This window comes from Acinetobacter lactucae, assembly GCF_013344765.1.
In the GTDB taxonomy this organism is placed as follows: Bacteria; Pseudomonadota; Gammaproteobacteria; order Pseudomonadales; family Moraxellaceae; genus Acinetobacter; species Acinetobacter lactucae_A.
In genome coordinates this window covers 1-18,228 of the sequence record NZ_JABVBF010000003.1, presented here as the reverse complement: position 1 = coordinate 18,228, position 18,228 = coordinate 1, and the positions used below count along the sequence as shown (strand labels likewise).

Below are 18,228 nucleotides of genomic sequence, written 5' to 3'. Positions count from 1 at the left end.
TTATCCTTGTGTACGCAAAATCTCTTGACGCTGTGTGACTTTTTTCTGCCACTGCTCAGCACGACGGGTTCTGTCAGCCACTTGACCCACTAACTGCCCACATGCAGCGTCAATATCATCACCACGCGTTTGACGAATCGTACACACAAATCCCGCATCAGACAAAGTTTTTTGGAACGAGATAATACGATTTCGGCTTGAGCGACCATATGGCGCATGCGGGAACGGGTTAAACGGAATCAAGTTAATTTTACTTGGTAAATTTTTTAATAATTTAATCATTTGCTGTGCATGTTCAGGCTGATCATTCACGCCTTCTAACATCACATATTCAATCGTCACATGTTTACGCGTACTTTCATTACCATCTTTGGCAATATAACGCTGACATGCTGCAATTAATTGAGCCAATGGATATTTTTTATTAATAGGTACTAATTCGTTACGTAATTCATCGTTTGGCGCATGTAAAGAAATGGCTAAAGCCACATCAATATCTTTTGCAAGCTGGTCAATTTTTGGTACAACACCTGATGTCGATAAAGTCACACGACGTTTTGACATACCATAAGCAAAGTCATCAAGCATAATCTGCATTGAGCTTAATACGGCATCATAGTTGAGCAATGGCTCACCCATGCCCATCATCACAACATTGGTTACTGAACGTTCGCGCTCAGCAACAGGCACTTCTTCCATATAAGAATAGTTTGCCATCCAGAGTTGCCCAATAATTTCATCTGGCGTTAAATCACGTTGGAAACCTTGTTTACCTGTTGAACAAAATGAGCAATCTAATGCGCAGCCCACTTGAGAGGAAATACAAAGCGTTTTACGTAACCCAGTTTTATCTTCGGCAGGAATTAATACAGTTTCAACTAAAGAACCTGCACCCTCACCTACGCGAAACACCCACTTACGTGTACCATCTTTTGAGTAATGACGGTGAACCACTTCAGGTGCTTTAATTTCACAAATCTGTTCAAGCTTCTCACGTAATTTGCCTGAAATATTGGTCATTTCAGCAAAGTCAGTAACAAAGTATTGATGTATCCATTTCATGACCTGTCCGGCACGAAACTTCTTCTCACCAATATCTTCAAAGAATTTTTCTAACTCAGGACGAGACATGCCGAGTAAATTCACTTTATTTTCGGCAGCAGGGATTACCGGCGTGGACGAAGATTGCTGCTGTCCATCAAGATTTTCAGATGAAACGACCACTGCAGAACTCATGTGTATTTACCTAAACCATGTCAAAAAACTGAAGATATTGTTCAAGAATCAAACAATATTCTCTTAAGAGAATAAAAAAACCAGATAAGTAGTATACCACTTATCTGGTTTGAATGCTTTCGATTAACGAGTGCGTGGGCAGATCTCGTTGTCAGCAAAGAAGTAAGCAATTTCACGCTCTGCAGAAGCAACTGAGTCAGAACCGTGAGCAGCGTTTTCGTCGATGCTTACAGCGAAGTCAGCACGGATAGTGCCAGGAGCAGCTTCTTTAGGGTTTGTAGCGCCTAAGATTTCACGGTGTGCAAGAACTGCATTTTCGCCTTCAAGAACAGATACTACAACTGGACCAGAAGTCATGAATGCAACTAAGTCACCAAAGAAACCACGTTCTTTATGCTCAGCATAGAAACCTTCAGCATCAGCTTGAGAAAGGTGTTTCATTTTAGTCGCAACAATTTTTAAACCCGCTTTTTCAAAACGAGCAAAAATTTCACCGATGTGGTTTTTAGACACTGCATCAGGTTTTACGATAGACAAAGTACGTTCAATAGCCATGAGTGGCTCCTTTATTTTAAGATTTAAACTTTAAAAAATTTGCCGCATTATACCGATGTCATAGGCAATAATCAGCTTTGAATGTGTAAAAGTTGCGATTTTTTCTACTGTTTTTAGCGAACTTCGTCTATCCAGGCCATCTGAATGCCTTCTAGCAATCCTTCTGTCGATTTATTTGGGTCATCACTGAAGTCTGGCAATGCGCACACCCATGCATGTAAATCGGTAAAACGGATCCATTGCGGATCAACTTCTGGATGTGCTTCTGACAATTCAATGGCAATATCAATCGTATCTGTCCAACGTAAGCCCATAGCGGCTCCTATCTGTTTAATCTGCTAAATCACGAACTGTGTACTTTAGCAAATCCACAAACCTAATCGATAGCTTAAGCTGATAAAAATTACCGATGCTTATAAAGCGATGTTCAATAATGGCGCCACAAAAATAATCGTAGCCGCGACCGCTGCACCAATTAGCGCACCAACAATCACATCACTTGGATAATGAAGGCCCAATACCATCCGAGACAAAGCGACAAGCACCATAAATGGGAACATGGCAGCAAGCAAAACTGGCTGGATGTAACCCAATACAATTGTCACCATGACCGCATGAAGCGTGTGACCTGATGGAAAACTAAAGTGATCAAGCGGTCTTTCACCAAGCACAATTACCTGATGCACCTGATAAGGACGTGGTCGCGTTGTTTTGTGTTTTAAAAATTTATAGATTGCTGTGCCAACAGAACCACCTAATAACAAATAGATGATTTGCAAGCTATAGTTAATGCCTTGCATACCCCACACGATTGCCAACATTAGATACCAAAATGGACCATCACCAACACGACTGATAATTTTGAAAAAAAGGGCAACACGTTGTGAGTGAGAGAAATTGTTCAGATATAAACAGCCTCTCAAATCTAAATCGAGTATTTTTATTTTTGCATTCTTAAATTTCATGGTCATTCTCCTATCTTAGGATACTTAGGTGAAGTCCAACGAGGGCTCCTTCACTACCTGATAAAATGCCTGCTCCAATTGCTGAACCGGAAGTTGCCAACCGCTTTGCTGTACTTTATGACAGGCTTGTACGCCCATTTCTCTAAGTTGTTGTACTGAAGGAAGCTGATAAATTTGTTGTATAAAGTGGTTTTTTTGTCCAAGTGGGCTTAACCAGCCATTCACACCATGTGTTAAGTATTGATGTGCACATGCATAATCATACGCTATAACTGGTAAACCGCTTGCCATTGCCTCTAAAACTACGTTACCAAACGTTTCAACTTGACTCGCAAATACGAATACATCTGCACTCGCATAGGCAGCCGCCAAATCTTGACCTCTCAGACTTCCAGTAAAGATAACACCCTTCGCTTCAGGTAGTGACTTTAAACGAGCAAAATCTGGGCCATCTCCTACAATTACTAATTTAGTTTTATGTGGCTGAATGGTTTGTAGGTTCGCATAACTTTCAATGAGAACTTGCACTTCTTTTTCGGGAGACAAACGCCCCACATAAAGCATAACGCGAGTATTCTCATTAGCATCCCATTGTTTTCGCAAATTTTCAGAGCGATGCTTCGGTGAAAATCTGGTTGTATCTACGCCACGCCCAACGACAACCAGTGGACAAGTAATACCAAAACCGCGTAATGCTTCTTGAGTATCTTTACTCGGCACACAAGTTACTTGAGTGTTATTGTGAAACCAGCACAGGTATTTTTGAATCGGTTTGACTAAAAAAGCCAAATCGAAGAATCGACTAAAATCTTGAAATGGCGAATGAAAGCCGCTCGAAACAGGAATAGCTTTTGCCTTAGCAGCCTGCATAGCGGTTAAACCTAACGGCCCTTCAGTCACGATGTGCACAACATCTGGCACAAACTTTTCAAAAGCTTTCGATACTTTTAAATATTGTGGCCAACCAAATTGTAAAGTCGGATATTTTGGAATCGCCTGTGACATCACCAGACATTCTTGCTCTGGCGTAAAGTCATGGCATTTTGCTTTTTGTTCTGGACGAATCAGTAAAATCTTATGCCCCTGTTTCTGTAAACCTTGGCATAATTGCAATAATGAAAGTGCCACACCATTGATTTCAGGTGGCCAAGTTTCGGTAACAATTGCAATTTTTAAACGTGGGCGTACTAAATCATGCAGTGAATGCGTATTAGATAGTTGCTTTTGTTTAAAAAAGAATTGGAAGCTTTCAGGAAGTTGCTGTTGTTTTAATAGTGCTGTCGCATATGAACTTTGCATAGCGCCATCCATCAATGTATTTATTTTCATGCTTAAAGATTAAGCAGTTTTTTTGACATTTTGATGATAAATGCATGACAGTTTACTGACATGAAAAATAAAAAAAGCACACTGATAACAGCATGCTTTTTCTTAAGAACTACTAATAGTTAGCGATTTTGCAACTTTGCATAGTCCATAAGTACATTAGCAGCTTCAGTCACAAAAGTTTCTTCTTCTGGTAGTGCTGGACGTTGTGATGCTTTCATTTTAGCGCGAGATTCAGCTAAAGCATCTAGTGAAGCTTGATAGCTTTCCCAGTTTGCAAAAGGTTTTTGACCAGTTGCAGCACGGCGTTCATTCTCTGCATCTAAAGTTTGTTTCTCTAAACCAAGTAATTCAGCACGGCGCTTATCAATATCAAGTACGACTTGCTTTTGCTCACTTGTTACCTTGGCAATTGCAGTACGTTTATTTAGATATTTAAACTGAGGATCAGCACTTACACGTTGTTCAGAAAATTGAGACAACTTTGTCACATAAGGTTGAACAGAACCTTCTCGTTTAAATGGTGCTGTAGGAATTGTGTCCCACTTCAACGCATTTTTCGATTTACGCTCACCAAACTCTTCGTTATAAATATCGACGAGTTTAATGTCTGGTACTACACCTTTATTTTGTGTACTACCACCTGTAATACGATAGAACTTACGCTGAGTTAAAGTCGCTTGACCATATGCCAGAGTATCAAGTTGTACCTGAGCTGTACCCTTACCAGTTGTTGTACTACCAATAATAATACCGCGCTCATAGTCTTGAATTGCAGCAGAGTAAATCTCACTTGCAGATGCCGATGCCAAGTTCACCATTACAGCAAGGGGACCAGTGTAAATTTGCTGGCCGCCATCGTTATCTTCAAACACGCTTACGTTGCCATTGCCATCACGAATTTGTACAACCGGACCAGACTTAATCACCTGCCCCAACATACGCGCAACTTCTTCTAATGAACCACCTGGGTCATTACGTAAGTCAATAATAATCCCTTCTACTTTCTTCGCTTTTAGTGCTTCAAAAGCATTTGCAGTATCTTCAGAAACTGAACGGTATTGTTGTCCTGCACGGCGTGAACGATAGTCAAAATAGAATGATGGAATTTCAATTACGCCCAACACATGCTTTTTACCATCACGTGTTACTTCAACTGTGCGTGAACGAACACCAGCATCTTCTTCTTGAATGACATCACGCACTAAAGTCACATTACGCGCCTGACTCATTGATGCACCAGCACCAAGAAGTTTTAACGTGACTTTTGTTCCACGTTTACCACGAATCAGCCCAACGATTTCAGAACTTGTCCAACCAATCACATCAACCATTTTCTCGCCCTCTTGAGCGACACCAATGATTCGATCTCCTGATTTCACTTGACCAGACTTACTTGCAGGACCACCTTCTACAATAGTTTCAATCTTAGTGTAATCTTCGTTGCCACGCTCTGGACGAATCGACACACCAATACCTTCAAGCTGCAAGGTAGTTTGGCGATTCAGTTCTATCGCATCAATTGGCGGGTAATAGTTACTATGTGGATCATAGGTCGCCAACATTGCATTTAATGTTTTGTCCAACACATCATCGCTTTTCACACGACTAATTCTTTCAAGCTGACGCGTATAACGTTTAGTTAAAGTCTGCGCTGGCGTTAAATCTTCTGGGCCAGTTAAATCCTGACCATTTGCAAGTGAAGGATTCTCTTTAAGCGCTTTTTGTTTCGCCTGCTCTTCTTCACGGCTAATGGTTAAGTTGATTAACTGCGAAACCAGCATCTTACGCCAATGATTTTGTTGCTCATCTGTGGTTTTAAAATACGGCGCTTTTTCACGATCAACTTCAATATAGCTATTTGGCTGTTTTAAATTTTGCTGCTGTTTCAACTCAGTCAACATGAATTCATAAAATTGTTTTAAGCGTTCACGATATTGCTGATGAATTGCAAATGGACCTGTTAAGTTCCCCGCTTTTAACGAAGCCCCAAAATTTGAACCATATAGTTTTTTATAATTTTGAACTTCAGCGTCTAAAAATAGTGAGTGATCTGGATCAAGACTATCTAAATACATATCTAGAATACGATTTGAAGTCGTCGCATCCAGACGCATATTTAAATAATGTTGGCGATCAACTAAAGTTGCCAGTTGGCGAGCCACCAAAGCCTGTTCTTGCGTTGGCTGGATTGATTGAGAGACCGCAGCAGTATTGGTTGCTGCTCTCGCTTCATTCATCGTATGAGAGAAGAATAAACCGCCAGTCGCGATCGCTACTGCACAAGCTATAGTTTGAAGTTTCATAAATTTTTAATACTTCCTTGGGTGTTCCTATCTTACACGCTCTGTTTTCGATATGAACTAAGCAGATTCAAAATCTTAACCAACTAAATTGTTTATACCGTGTAGTTTTATCATATTCTGTACTGACAAAATGTAGCAAAACATTGCAAAATTCGCTTATTGTTTTTCAATCAAAATTCAAATGGAACCAATATGATTGGCGCATTGATGCTGGACATCGCCGGCACAGAACTTACTCAAGAAGATATTGAACTATTACGCGCTCCGCAAGTCGGTGGCATGATTTTATTTGCACGAAATATTGAATCTCCACAACAAGTCCGTGCATTAACGGACCATATGCGTCAAATTCGTCCAGATATTTTAATTGCTGTCGACCAAGAAGGAGGTCGAGTTCAGCGCCTAAGATCAGGTTTTACCTTATTACCAGCGATGGGCCGTTTTGGAGAGTTATATTTAACTCAACCACAAAAGGCTCTTGAATTAGCTGAGCAGTGCGGCTGGCTCATGGCAACTGAAGTGCTTGCTGTCGGTATCGATTTCAGTTTTGCACCAGTTTTAGACCTTAATGCAATTAGTGATGTGATTGGTGACCGTGGCTTCTCTAAAAATATTGAGGATATTGCCCCGCTTGCTGGTGCATTTATGCAAGGTATGAAAAAAGCTGGAATGGCGAATACAGGCAAACACTTCCCTGGTCACGGCTCGGTGAAAGCAGATTCTCATGTTGCAGCTGCAATCGATAGCCGTAGCTATGATGAAATTTATAATCATGATATGCAAAGCTTCATTAAACTCATGCCTCAGCTTGATGCACTCATGCCAGCCCATGTGATTTATGATCAAGTTGATCCAAATCCAGCAGGTTTTTCACCTTTCTGGATTCAAGAAGTTCTACGCAAGCGTTTGAATTTTAATGGCGTACTTTTCTCTGATGACTTAAGCATGCAGGCTGCTTGCGTAGCAGGCGGTGCAGATGCACGTATTCAAGCCGCTCTAGCAGCTGGCTGTGATATGGGACTCGTGTGTAATGACCGAAGTGCAGCCTGTACAGCGCTCGAAGGTATTACAAACTTAGAACTACCAAATCAAGAGCGTTTAGAACGTATGCGTGGAAAAATTCCACAAATTCAGATTGGTGAAACCTTATCGCTTGGAAATGAGTGGCAAGCTGTCAAAACAGTCATTGAAGAGTTTAAGAATTCACTCTAAATTTTAATGTAAGACTATATTTGACTGATAATTAAAAATTGTCAGTCAAACCACACAAAAACAATAAACCGAGTTCAGGACGAATGACACAACAACTTTCAAAACACCGTCACATCTCTTTTACAGCCCACTATACGGGTTATATCTGGTATCAAATGGGGATCTCTCATGAAGCACTTGCCACAACCAAAGGCAAATCACTGGCATATTTAGTTCACCCCATAGAATCATGGGCAGAGAAATATGTCGGAGGTAGTATGCGCACTACGCTCAAACAACGCCACACCATGCTTGACCATCACTTAGAACAACTCATTCAAGAAAATCCTAATTTACAAGTTCTAGAAATAGCATGTGGGTTATCGCCACGTGGTTGGTGGTTTAGACAGCATTACCCTTCAATTACATATCGGGAGCTTGATTTACCCGATATGGCACAAACCAAACAAAATGCATTACAGCAAATTGAAAAAAATGCACCCGAAGTTTTATCAGTTGATTTATTTACAGAAGCTTTTGCACAAGCTTTTGAAGTGTTTGACTCGAACAGCCCACTAGTGGTCATTAGTGAAGGTTTAATTAACTATTTTGATAAAGATTTATTAAAACAATTGATCCAATCGATTGGCCACTATGGTGCCTCTTTTAAGAAGTTTCACTATTTAACCGACTTATATCCTGAACCAGTTAAAAACAAACTTGCTAGTATTATCTGGAACAGTAGTAAGTTACTTAAACTCATGTCTCGAAGCTCTTTTAGTTTTCATTTCAAAAGTCCCCAAGAAGTTAAAGACTTTTTTAAAGATACAGAGTTTGAGCAGATTACTATTGAACAGCCACAAATATTTTTTGAGCAAGCTTCACAAGATATGAGTGAAGAGCATTTAGGTGATTTGGTCTGGACTATTCATGCACAAATAAAATAAAGGATATAAAAAATGGAAGCTCAAAACGAGCTTCCTTTCTATAACTATATTATTAAGCTGCTTGTTTTTGACGAGCAATAAAACGGCTTAAACGATCAGCAAGTTCAAAACTACCATGTTTAAATAAAGCTCGAATACCCTGCTCAGTACTTTCAAAAATTAAGCACTCAATTGCAAAACTACCCTCTTCATCTTCTAAATGCAGTGCCAAATCGCGTGGATGGTCATTCACAAAATCAAGCTGCGAAACCTCATCCATTTTTAAATACATACCGAAGAAAGTAACATCAACAATTGTTACAGGCACCTCTACATTAGACTCTCGATGAGTCAGTTGAGTGTTCGGTTGCAAGACAGGAACTCGCTCTTCACCACGACGCTCCATCTTTTGCATCTGTTCACGTGTCATTGGAATAATGCCATCCAGATTTTGAATAGATTCACCTTTCAAGAATGAAGTGAACAAACTCATGGTTTCTTTACGGCGCTGGAGCTGTGGTACATGATCTGCATTTGCAATGAGAGCAAATTCCATATCAGGACATTGCAAAGCAAAATTGGCATTTTCATGAGGCAGGGTAAAACTATCGTACTGTCCTGCTGCAACCAGAGTTTTGCACTCTGGAATAGGTACATCTGTTAAACGCAAAAGACGATTACAGTTGATTTCATAACGTTCTCGTTCAGTACCCGTAAACTCAGCCATTTGCCTAAAAAATAATTTTTTGGCCGTAGGTGACATGCGGGTTTTATCTAATTTTGCATGATTAACCAAATACAAAATAACAGCTTGCCCAAATTCTTCCATGCGATTTTCTTGCATGAGCTTGAGCGACTCTTCCAAAATCATGCGCCAACTTTTTCGGGTCTTTTGCATAACCCCCATCAAGATCATACGATCCATCAAGTCTGGGCGATGATAAGCAAAACAAGAGGCAATGACTGAGCCCAATGACATTCCCATTACAGAAACTTTTTGTATTCCAACAATATCTAACCAACGTCCTAACATTTCAGATAAATCAGGTAGTTCTAAAGTACCTGCAGATATTCCTGTGTCCCGATTGGTAATTTGCTGATTTGCGCCCATAGAAGGTAAATCAATTAAAATGACTGGACCGCTTTCAAACAATTGTTCAACACAATATTTATAAGAATTAAAATTCTGGAAAGCACCACCCACAATCACGATTGGCGTATTGTGAATCGTTTTTGGGTCGGCAATTGCCATATATTCAATTTTCCAGCCGTCAATCCATGTAGTACGAGCAGACTGTTTAAAACTATCTCTATGGTAGATATCGAAAAAGCCAAAACCGGCATAAGCTTGGTTAATCTCCGAATCCATTTGGATAATGGAATTCATATCCTTGCTTCCTCCTTGCTGTAATTTTTTTATGCTGCAAGAGTTCCTTCTTGAACACGTAATCTTTTATGCACAAATCTTTAAAATTTGTATTAGTTTATATTGCACAATAACATTCTAAACAATTGTCTGAAATATACGCAATCGCTGAAATGACCGCTCATCTTGTTTAAGCCGCTAATAGTTTGCAAAATATTTAAATGTTTTTTATAGCAGTCACATTTTTCAAAAAAAGCCATTCATTGTTCTGCATTTGACTGCTACTATCTTACTCATTGGTAAATGATTAAAAAATGCTATGCAAGATTCAATTGAACAATATATGCAAAAAGTTGGGCAACAAGCACGCGAGGCTTCTCGTGTCCTCACAAGTGCTTCTACCTCACTAAAAAATCATGCACTCTCTGCTATTTATACTGCTTTAGAAAATAATCAGGCAGCAATTTTGGCGGCGAATCAAATCGACATGGATAAAGGTCGTAGCAACCAGCTCGACAGCGCCTTACTTGATCGTCTTGAGCTGACACCCGCACGCTTTAAAGGGATGTTGCAAGGTTTAAAAGATGTGATCGCTCTTATCGATCCAATTGGGGAAATTACGGATCTTGCATATCGCCCCACAGGCATTCAAATTGGAAAAATGCGTGTACCTTTAGGTGTTGTTGGGATGATTTACGAATCACGTCCAAACGTAACACTTGAAGCTGCATCTTTAGCGATTAAATCGGGCAACGCTATTATTTTACGTGGTGGTTCAGAAGCACTCGAGTCAAACAAAGCAATCGCAGAAGCGATTAAGCATGGCTTAAAAGTTGCTGGTTTACCTGAACATTCAGTACAAGTCATTGAAACTTCTGACCGTGCAGCTGTTGGTCACCTCATCACAATGAGTGAATACGTAGACGTCATTGTTCCTCGCGGTGGTAAAAGCTTAATTGAGCGTGTAACCAATGAAGCGCGTATCCCTGTCATTAAACATCTTGACGGTAACTGCCATGTGTTTGTAGAAGCTCAAGCAGATTTGCAAAAAGCATTACCAATTACTTTAAATGCAAAAACACATCGTTATGGCGTTTGTAATGCGATGGAAACCTTACTGGTTGATGAAAAAATTGCAGACGTTTTCTTACCGCACATTGCAGAACTGTATGCTGAAAAACAAGTTGAGTTACGTGGCTGTCCAGAAACACGCCGTATTTTGGGTGCTTCGGTAAAACCTGCGACAGAAGAAGATTGGTACACTGAATATTTAGGGCCAATCCTTGCTGTTAAAGTGGTTAGCGGGATTGATGAAGCAATTGACCATATCAACAAATATGGTTCACATCATACCGATGCAATTGTGACTGAAAACTATACTTTGGCTCGTCAGTTCTTGTCTCGTGTAGATTCAAGCTCTGTCGTAATTAATGCATCAACTCGTTTTGCTGACGGTTTTGAATATGGCTTAGGCGCTGAAATTGGTATCTCCACCGATAAAATCCATGCCCGCGGTCCTGTTGGCTTAGAAGGCTTAACTTCTCAAAAATGGATTGTGTTAGGTGACGGACAAATTCGCCAGTAATCGATTTAATATTAAAAAAAACGCCTGATTAATTTCAGGCGTTTTTTATTACTCAAATTATGAGTCACTATAAAAAACCAGCCCGAAGGCTAGCTTTTCATTCGTATATTTATTAGAAAATAAAGTCGGTATTCACAAATTTAGAATAGTGCTCAGACACCATAGAAGCCAACATGCCTTTACTGTCATCTGTCTGTTTAGCAGCAATCATAGAACGGATCGAGAATGCACGAAGCGCATCATGCACAGACAATGTACCTTCCGCAGAATCTTTACGACCACCGAATGGGAACACATCAGGACCGCGCTGACACTGACAATTGATATTTACACGACAGACCTGATGGACCAGCGGATCAACTAAATGACCAATTTGCTCAGGGTCACTACCAAAAATACTCACCTGCTGACCATGATCAGAAGTAGTGACATAGTCCAGCACAGTTTCAATGTCATCATAAACACAGACTGGTATCACCGGACCAAACTGTTCTTCGCGATATAGCCTCATTCCCTCAGTCACTGGATAAACTACAGCTGGATAGAACATCGTTTTACAGAATTCACCACCTTCAGGATTAACCACTTTTGCCCCTTTAGCCACAGCATCTTCAATGACTTCAGTCATGTAGGCTGTACGGTGCATACCTGGCAACGGAGTAATAAACACACCTTTTTCCCAAGGCATACCTACTTTCAGTTTAGCCAGTTCAGCCGTTAAACGGTTAACAAATTCATCGGCTATCGAGCGATGTACCATCAGCATTTTGAGCGCAGTACAACGCTGACCATTAAACGACAACGCACCCAGCAGACACTCTTTCACCGTTAGATCCAAGTCGGCATCCGGTAAAATAATGGCTGCATTCTTAGCATCCAGCCCCAAAATCGCACGCAGACGGTGAGATTTAGGATGTTGCTTCTTCAAATGATCAGCGACTTTACTAGAACCAATCAGTGCCAGTACATTAATTTGCCCAGATGCTAGTAGGTGCGGTACGACCAGAGAGCCTGGTGCATAAATAGTATTGATGACACCTTTTGGAAATGATTCACGGAATGCTTCAAGCAATGGTTCAAACAATAATGTACCAAATTGAGGTGGTTTGAAGATGATCGTGTTCCCCATCAACATAGCTGGAATCAGAGTCGCAAAGGTTTCGTTCAATGGGTAGTTATATGGGCCCATACACAATACTACGCCCAACGGGGTACGACGGATTTGACCAATAGTACCTTCAGCAATCACAAAGCGGGAGTTGGCATTGTCTAGGTCTTTTAAGGCATCAATAGTTTGACGCATATAGGTGACAGTGCGGTCAAACTCTTTCTCAGAGTCAGCCAAACTCTTGCCAATTTCCCACATGATCAATTTAACAATCAGGTCTCGCTGTTCCACCATACGCTGAATGAAATTTTGCATACAGCCAATACGCTCAGCAACTTTCATCATTGGCCATTCACCACGACCATTATTGTAAGCCCGTACCGCCGCGTCTAGCGCTTCGTCGCTTTCTTTCTCACCCATGACTGGATAACTGCCAAGCTCAACTTGCTGCAAGCTACCATCAGACTGCTGAATCCAGATTGGAGACAATGTTTTCTTGGTTGGACCAGCCCATAACTTCAACTCACCGTCCACTAGTGAGACACGCTGATGAATCTGGGATGGTAGACGCACATTCTCAGGAATACTGCCCACTATAGGAAATTTCTGCTGCAAATTATTTGAATGACTCATTCTTCTTATCTCCAATTATTTATATATTTATGCATTTATATATTCGAGACTAAACCACTATGATCAGTCCCGTTTCCTGTGAATACCAGTACTATTACCGGTATTCACTTTGCTTGAACCGTAGGCCTTAAGCCTCCAAGATATTTGTAATATTTTTAAATAAGGTTAACCACGACACACACTGTCAGTTATCCCCAGCTTCTGCATAACCTGCACAACTATTTGTTCAGGTGTTAATGCAATATCAATCGTTATTGCCTCATGGGCGTCAGGTTCTTCTAAAGTATCAAGTTGAGTCTGTAATAATGAAGGGTCGAAAAAATGGCCTGCCCGCTCAGCAAGACGTTGCTGTAACAGCTCATATGAACCTTTCAAATAAACAAACTGCACATTTTGGTCAGAGCCACGTAAAATATCGCGATAGACTCGCTTTAGGGAAGAGCAAGTAAATACCGCAGTTTCACCTGCTTGTTGTTTCTCCTCAATGACCTTACGAATAGCTTGCAACCAAGGCATGCGATCCTCATCAGTTAAAGGAATACCTTGACTCATCTTGCTTTTATTTGCAGCCGAATGCAGTGTATCGCCATCGAGAAATTCACAAGCTAGCTGCTCTGATAGCAACTCGCCAATTAGTGTTTTGCCTGTTCCACAGACACCCATTGCAATCACGATCATGGATTACTTACCTCTAATTATAAAATAGTGCTAAGAAGTAGCGTGAAAGTTAAACCCAACACCGAAATAATCGTTTCCAATACCGACCAAGTTTTGAGTGTCTGCCCTACTGTCATACCAAAATATTCTTTGATTAACCAAAATCCTGCATCATTTACATGTGAGAAAATCAATGAACCCGAACCTGTAGCAAGTACTAAAAGTTCTGGTCTAACGACAACACCAGCCGTAGCTGCAATTGGCGCAACAATACTACAAGCTGTAGCCATTGCAACCGTTGCCGAACCTGTTGCTAAACGAATCAGTGCGGCTACCAACCAACCTAACAATAACGGTGATAAGTTTGCCTTCAATGCTGTAGAGACGATCTCATTAGAAATACCGCTATCACGCAAAATACCTCCAAAACCACCACCTGCACCTACAATCAACATGATTCCAGCAATTGAAGCTAAACACCCGCCACAAAATTTCTCAATTTGTTCACGGTTAAAGCCCTGCATCGTACCGAAAGTGATAAAGCTGACTAATACAGCAATCAACAATGCAATATCAGAGGTACCAATGAAACGTAGTAAATCGTTTGCAAAAGTCTGTGGTGCAAAGAAAAGATCTGCCCAGCTACCGATCAACATCAATACTACCGGCAGCATGATCGTAAATAAGGTGATACCAAAGCTTGGTAACTCACGGGTGCTAGTCGTATCTGCTTCAATAAATTGCTTTGCTAACGGGTTATTTTCAGGCAATTTGACATATTTATTGATCCAAAGCGCATACAATGGTCCTGCAACAATTGCCGTTGGTACACCAACTAACAAACTGTAGGCAATTGTTTTACCAATATCAGCATGATAAGCCTGCACTGCTAACAATGCCGCTGGATGCGGTGGAATTAAGCCATGTACAACCGACAAACCTGCAACCATCGGCAAGCCCACAACCAGTAGGGATTTTCCTGTTCGTTTAGCAATGTTGAATGCAATTGGAATGAGTAGGACGAAACCGACTTCAAAAAATACGGGAAGCCCCACAATAAGGGCAATAAACATCATGGCCCAGTGAATGTTTTTCTCACCAAACCATTTAATTAAGGTAATTGCTATTCGTTCAGCGCCACCCGACTCGGCCATCATTTTGCCGAGCATCGTTCCTAGTGCGATTACAATCGCAAGGTGGCCTAGGGTTTTACCAGTACCAGCTTCATATGACTTAACAATATCGCCCATTGGCATGCCAACAGCGAGAGCTAAACCGAGTGAAACAATAATAAGAACTAGAAATGGATAAATTCTAAACTTCGCGATCATGACCACTAAAGCAATAATCGCGATTACAGTGTAGATCAGTAACATGCCACCCTGAACCGTCTCCATGGGACACTTCTCCTTGGAATAATTATTTAGGCACACTGCCTAAACAAAGGTCTTCAACCACAGTAATTCCTACTGTTAAGACACTAAATTTTTATATTTAGGTGTGACCAGCACAAACTGGTCACATCAATACAGCCTTTAAAGCACATAAAATGCACTTCATTTTTTATAAATATTGACTACATTTACAACGCTCTCAACTGACTCGCAATTTTTGCCAAGCGAGTAATTTCAGCCCAATCTTGTGCAGCTACAGTAGCTTTAGGTGTTAACCATGAACCACCCACACAAACTACGTTTGGTTGCTTTAAGAAATCTGGCGCTGACTCTGCCGTAATTCCCCCTGTAGGGCAAAAACGCAAGTTTGGAAATGGACCATAAAATGCTTTTAGCATCTCAACGCCACCAGCCTGTTGAGCTGGAAAGAACTTCACAATGTCATAACCCAACTCAATCGCTTGAATCAGATCACTTGGTGTCATCACACCCGGCAATAAAGGTAAACCAGCGTCTTGTGCAGCCAAATGTAAGTCTTTAGTCAGACCGGGAGACACTCCAAATTGAGCACCTGCTTTTTTGGCTTGCGCACAATGTTCTGGCTTGGTAATCGTACCTACACCTACCACAATGTCATCTGCCAACTGGCTTGCACGCTCAATAGCAGCAAGACCAGCAGCGGTACGCAATGTAATTTCAAGGACTTTTACACCGCCAGCATGCAACGCACGTGATACATCTTCACCTTGCTCGGCAGAATCAAATGCCAATACAGGAATGACTGGACCCAATTTGACGATATCTTCAATTTTAATCATTATTTTTTCAGTTCCTTTGATTCAAATCTGCTCTGGTGAAGTTTCACCAACTAATGCACCAAATACAGATGCTCCATGTTCAGCTGGCGCAGCAGCAGCACGGAAAACACCAAATAATTCACGGCCAAAGCCAACTTCGTTTTCTGCTTGATGTTCTGGCTGTGCAACAGGTCGTGACTGCCAAGTCTGTTCATCTATTTCGACATCGAGTACGCCAGCCTCAGCATCAATAATCAACATATCGCCTGTTTGAACTTTAGCAATCGGCCCATTTAGTAAGGCTTCTGGAGATAAATGAATCACCGCAGGAACTTTGCCTGAAGCACCAGACATACGACCATCGGTTACTAAAGCAACATGGAAACCTTGATCTTGTAAAACACCCAACACAGGCGTTAACCGATGCAATTCAGGCATACCGTTAGCACGCGCACCTTGGAAACGAACAACCGCAATAAAATCTCGGTGTAACTCACCACGATCAAACGCTGCTTGTACTGCTTCTTGAGAATCAAACACAATTGCCGGAGCTTTAACTTTACGGTGCTCTGGCGCAACAGCAGAAATTTTGATAACACCACGGCCAAGACGACCTTGCATTAAGCGCAAGCCGCCATCTGGTTGAAACGGCGCGTCAATGCTACGGAGTACTTTGTCATCTAGGCTTTGAACCACACCATCAACCCAAGTGAGCTTGCCGTCAATCAATTTCGGCTCTTTGGTGTAATGCTGTAAACCTTTACCAGCCACTGTCGTTACATCGTTATGTAACAAGCCAGCTTCAAGTAAGTTACGAATGAGGAAAGCAACCCCACCCGCAGCTTGGAAATGGTTTACATCGGCCTTACCATTTGGATAGATTTTTGCGAGCAAAGGAACAACAGCAGACAACTCATCGAAGTCGTCCCAGTCAATCAAGATGCCAGCTGCACGAGCAATCGCAATCAAATGCAAGGTATGGTTGGTTGAACCACCTGTAGCCAGTAAAGCCACGATGCCATTGATAATGGCTTTTTCATCGACAACATGACCAATCGGCGTGTAGTTTCCGCGCTCAACTGTTAAATCAAGTACACGAATCGCCGCTTCTGCGGTAAGTGCATCACGTAATGGCGTGTGAGGATGAACAAAGGCAGCGCTTGGCAAATGCAAGCCCATTACTTCCATCAGCATTTGGTTACTGTTAGCCGTACCGTAAAAAGTACAAGTTCCTTGTCCGTGATAAGCAGCTGACTCAGCTTCTAGCAAAGCATCTCGACCAACCTGACCTGTTGCAAATTGCTGACGAATTTTGGCTTTCTCATCGTTAGATAACCCACTGGTCATGGGGCCAGCTGGCACAAAAATAGTAGGTAAATAACCAAATTGCAAAGCACCAATGAGCAAGCCCGGCACAATCTTGTCACAAACACCCAGACATAAAGCTGCGTCAAACATGTTATGAGACAATGCAATCGCTGTGCTCATCGCAATAGTTTCGCGAGAAAACAATGATAGTTCCATGCCAGCATTACCTTGGGTAATACCGTCACACATCGCAGGAACACCACCTGCAAACTGTGCCACGCCACCATTCTCACGAGCAGCTGTTTTAATTAAATCTGGAAATGTTTTATAAGGTGCATGGGCCGAAAGCATTTCGTTATATGAAGATACGATGCCAATATTGGGTTCACGGCCAACTTTAATAATTAATTTTTCATTATCGTCCATACTGGCAAAACCATGAGCCAGATTGGCACATGAAAGTGCTCCACGAGCAGGAAATTTGCCTTGTGCATGTTCAATACGTTGTAAATATGCAGAACGAGTTTTTTGACTACGGGCGATTACACGCTCGGTCACTTTTGCCAATACTGGATTCGGCAAGTCCATGCTGGACGCTCCTGTACAACCGGATAAGCCGGAACATAAAAATAGACCAAATGATATATTTGACGATCATTTAGAAAAGAGATTAACAATATTATTAAGGCGAAAAGCGACATGCAAGCCCTTGTCAGCGCTGTGGTAATTGCCTAGGCATTAGGATTAAAGACAAATAATGTTTAAGTTATAAGCAAGAAGCTGATTTTATTTTGGACTATATTTACAACTTAATTAAGCATCAAAAAGTATGAGAAAATTCTCTTAATATCAAAGTAATAATAACGCTTTTGCAA

At 41.2% G+C, this 18,228-nt stretch carries 15 protein-coding genes; 3 read left to right on the top strand and 12 right to left on the bottom strand.

The window, feature by feature from the left end:
* The 6 genes from rlmN to HUN22_RS00745 form a co-directional block, all read right to left on the bottom strand.
* Complete coding sequence (gene rlmN, locus HUN22_RS00770; protein WP_174726149.1) at positions 1-1,236, bottom strand: 23S rRNA (adenine(2503)-C(2))-methyltransferase RlmN; 1,236 nt, start codon at positions 1,234-1,236, stop codon at positions 1-3.
* A 123-nt stretch (positions 1,237-1,359) separates the two neighbouring features.
* A complete protein-coding gene (gene ndk, locus HUN22_RS00765; protein WP_000963851.1) occupies positions 1,360-1,791 on the bottom strand; it encodes a nucleoside-diphosphate kinase in 432 nt (143 codons plus the stop codon).
* 113 nt (positions 1,792-1,904) lie between these two features.
* On the bottom strand, positions 1,905-2,105 hold the full coding sequence (gene iscX, locus HUN22_RS00760; protein ID WP_004698764.1) for a Fe-S cluster assembly protein IscX: 201 nt from the start codon (positions 2,103-2,105) through the stop codon (positions 1,905-1,907).
* A gap of 99 nt (positions 2,106-2,204) precedes the next feature.
* Complete coding sequence (locus HUN22_RS00755; protein ID WP_005066176.1) at positions 2,205-2,756, bottom strand: phosphatase PAP2 family protein; 552 nt, start codon at positions 2,754-2,756, stop codon at positions 2,205-2,207.
* 24 nt (positions 2,757-2,780) lie between these two features.
* Entirely contained in the window at positions 2,781-4,067 is a 1,287-nt protein-coding gene (locus HUN22_RS00750) for a glycosyltransferase family 4 protein (RefSeq protein WP_174726172.1), read from the bottom strand.
* 137 nt (positions 4,068-4,204) lie between these two features.
* On the bottom strand, positions 4,205-6,388 hold the full coding sequence (locus HUN22_RS00745; protein WP_174726148.1) for a carboxy terminal-processing peptidase: 2,184 nt from the start codon (positions 6,386-6,388) through the stop codon (positions 4,205-4,207).
* Positions 6,389-6,580: 192 nt separating this feature from the next.
* Between HUN22_RS00745 and nagZ the strand changes: the two genes are divergently transcribed.
* Both nagZ and HUN22_RS00735 read left to right on the top strand, forming a co-directional pair.
* Positions 6,581-7,600: a beta-N-acetylhexosaminidase gene (nagZ, locus tag HUN22_RS00740; RefSeq protein WP_174726147.1), complete on the top strand. Its 1,020-nt coding sequence runs from the start codon at positions 6,581-6,583 to the stop codon at positions 7,598-7,600.
* 83 nt (positions 7,601-7,683) lie between these two features.
* Positions 7,684-8,526: a class I SAM-dependent methyltransferase gene (locus HUN22_RS00735; protein WP_174726146.1), complete on the top strand. Its 843-nt coding sequence runs from the start codon at positions 7,684-7,686 to the stop codon at positions 8,524-8,526.
* A gap of 52 nt (positions 8,527-8,578) precedes the next feature.
* On the opposite strand, the gene HUN22_RS00730 is transcribed toward HUN22_RS00735, so the two are convergent.
* Complete coding sequence (locus HUN22_RS00730; protein ID WP_174726145.1) at positions 8,579-9,892, bottom strand: alpha/beta fold hydrolase; 1,314 nt, start codon at positions 9,890-9,892, stop codon at positions 8,579-8,581.
* 298 nt (positions 9,893-10,190) lie between these two features.
* Here HUN22_RS00730 and HUN22_RS00725 point away from each other — a divergent pair, with 298 nt between their 5' ends.
* Positions 10,191-11,456: a glutamate-5-semialdehyde dehydrogenase gene (locus HUN22_RS00725; RefSeq protein WP_174726144.1), complete on the top strand. Its 1,266-nt coding sequence runs from the start codon at positions 10,191-10,193 to the stop codon at positions 11,454-11,456.
* Between the two features lie 112 nt (positions 11,457-11,568).
* On the opposite strand, the gene HUN22_RS00720 is transcribed toward HUN22_RS00725, so the two are convergent.
* The 5 genes from HUN22_RS00720 to edd all read right to left on the bottom strand — a co-directional run bounded on the left by HUN22_RS00720 (position 11,569) and on the right by edd (position 17,941).
* Entirely contained in the window at positions 11,569-13,197 is a 1,629-nt protein-coding gene (locus tag HUN22_RS00720) for an NADP-dependent glyceraldehyde-3-phosphate dehydrogenase (RefSeq protein ID WP_174726143.1), read from the bottom strand.
* Between the two features lie 165 nt (positions 13,198-13,362).
* Entirely contained in the window at positions 13,363-13,875 is a 513-nt protein-coding gene (locus HUN22_RS00715; protein WP_057105339.1) for a gluconokinase, read from the bottom strand.
* Positions 13,876-13,892: 17 nt separating this feature from the next.
* Positions 13,893-15,251: a GntT/GntP/DsdX family permease gene (locus HUN22_RS00710; protein WP_016144289.1), complete on the bottom strand. Its 1,359-nt coding sequence runs from the start codon at positions 15,249-15,251 to the stop codon at positions 13,893-13,895.
* Positions 15,252-15,436: 185 nt separating this feature from the next.
* A complete protein-coding gene (gene eda, locus HUN22_RS00705) occupies positions 15,437-16,066 on the bottom strand; it encodes a bifunctional 4-hydroxy-2-oxoglutarate aldolase/2-dehydro-3-deoxy-phosphogluconate aldolase (protein WP_174726142.1) in 630 nt (209 codons plus the stop codon).
* A 21-nt stretch (positions 16,067-16,087) separates the two neighbouring features.
* Entirely contained in the window at positions 16,088-17,941 is a 1,854-nt protein-coding gene (gene edd / locus HUN22_RS00700; protein ID WP_174726141.1) for a phosphogluconate dehydratase, read from the bottom strand.
* Positions 17,942-18,228: the final 287 nt, after the last annotated feature.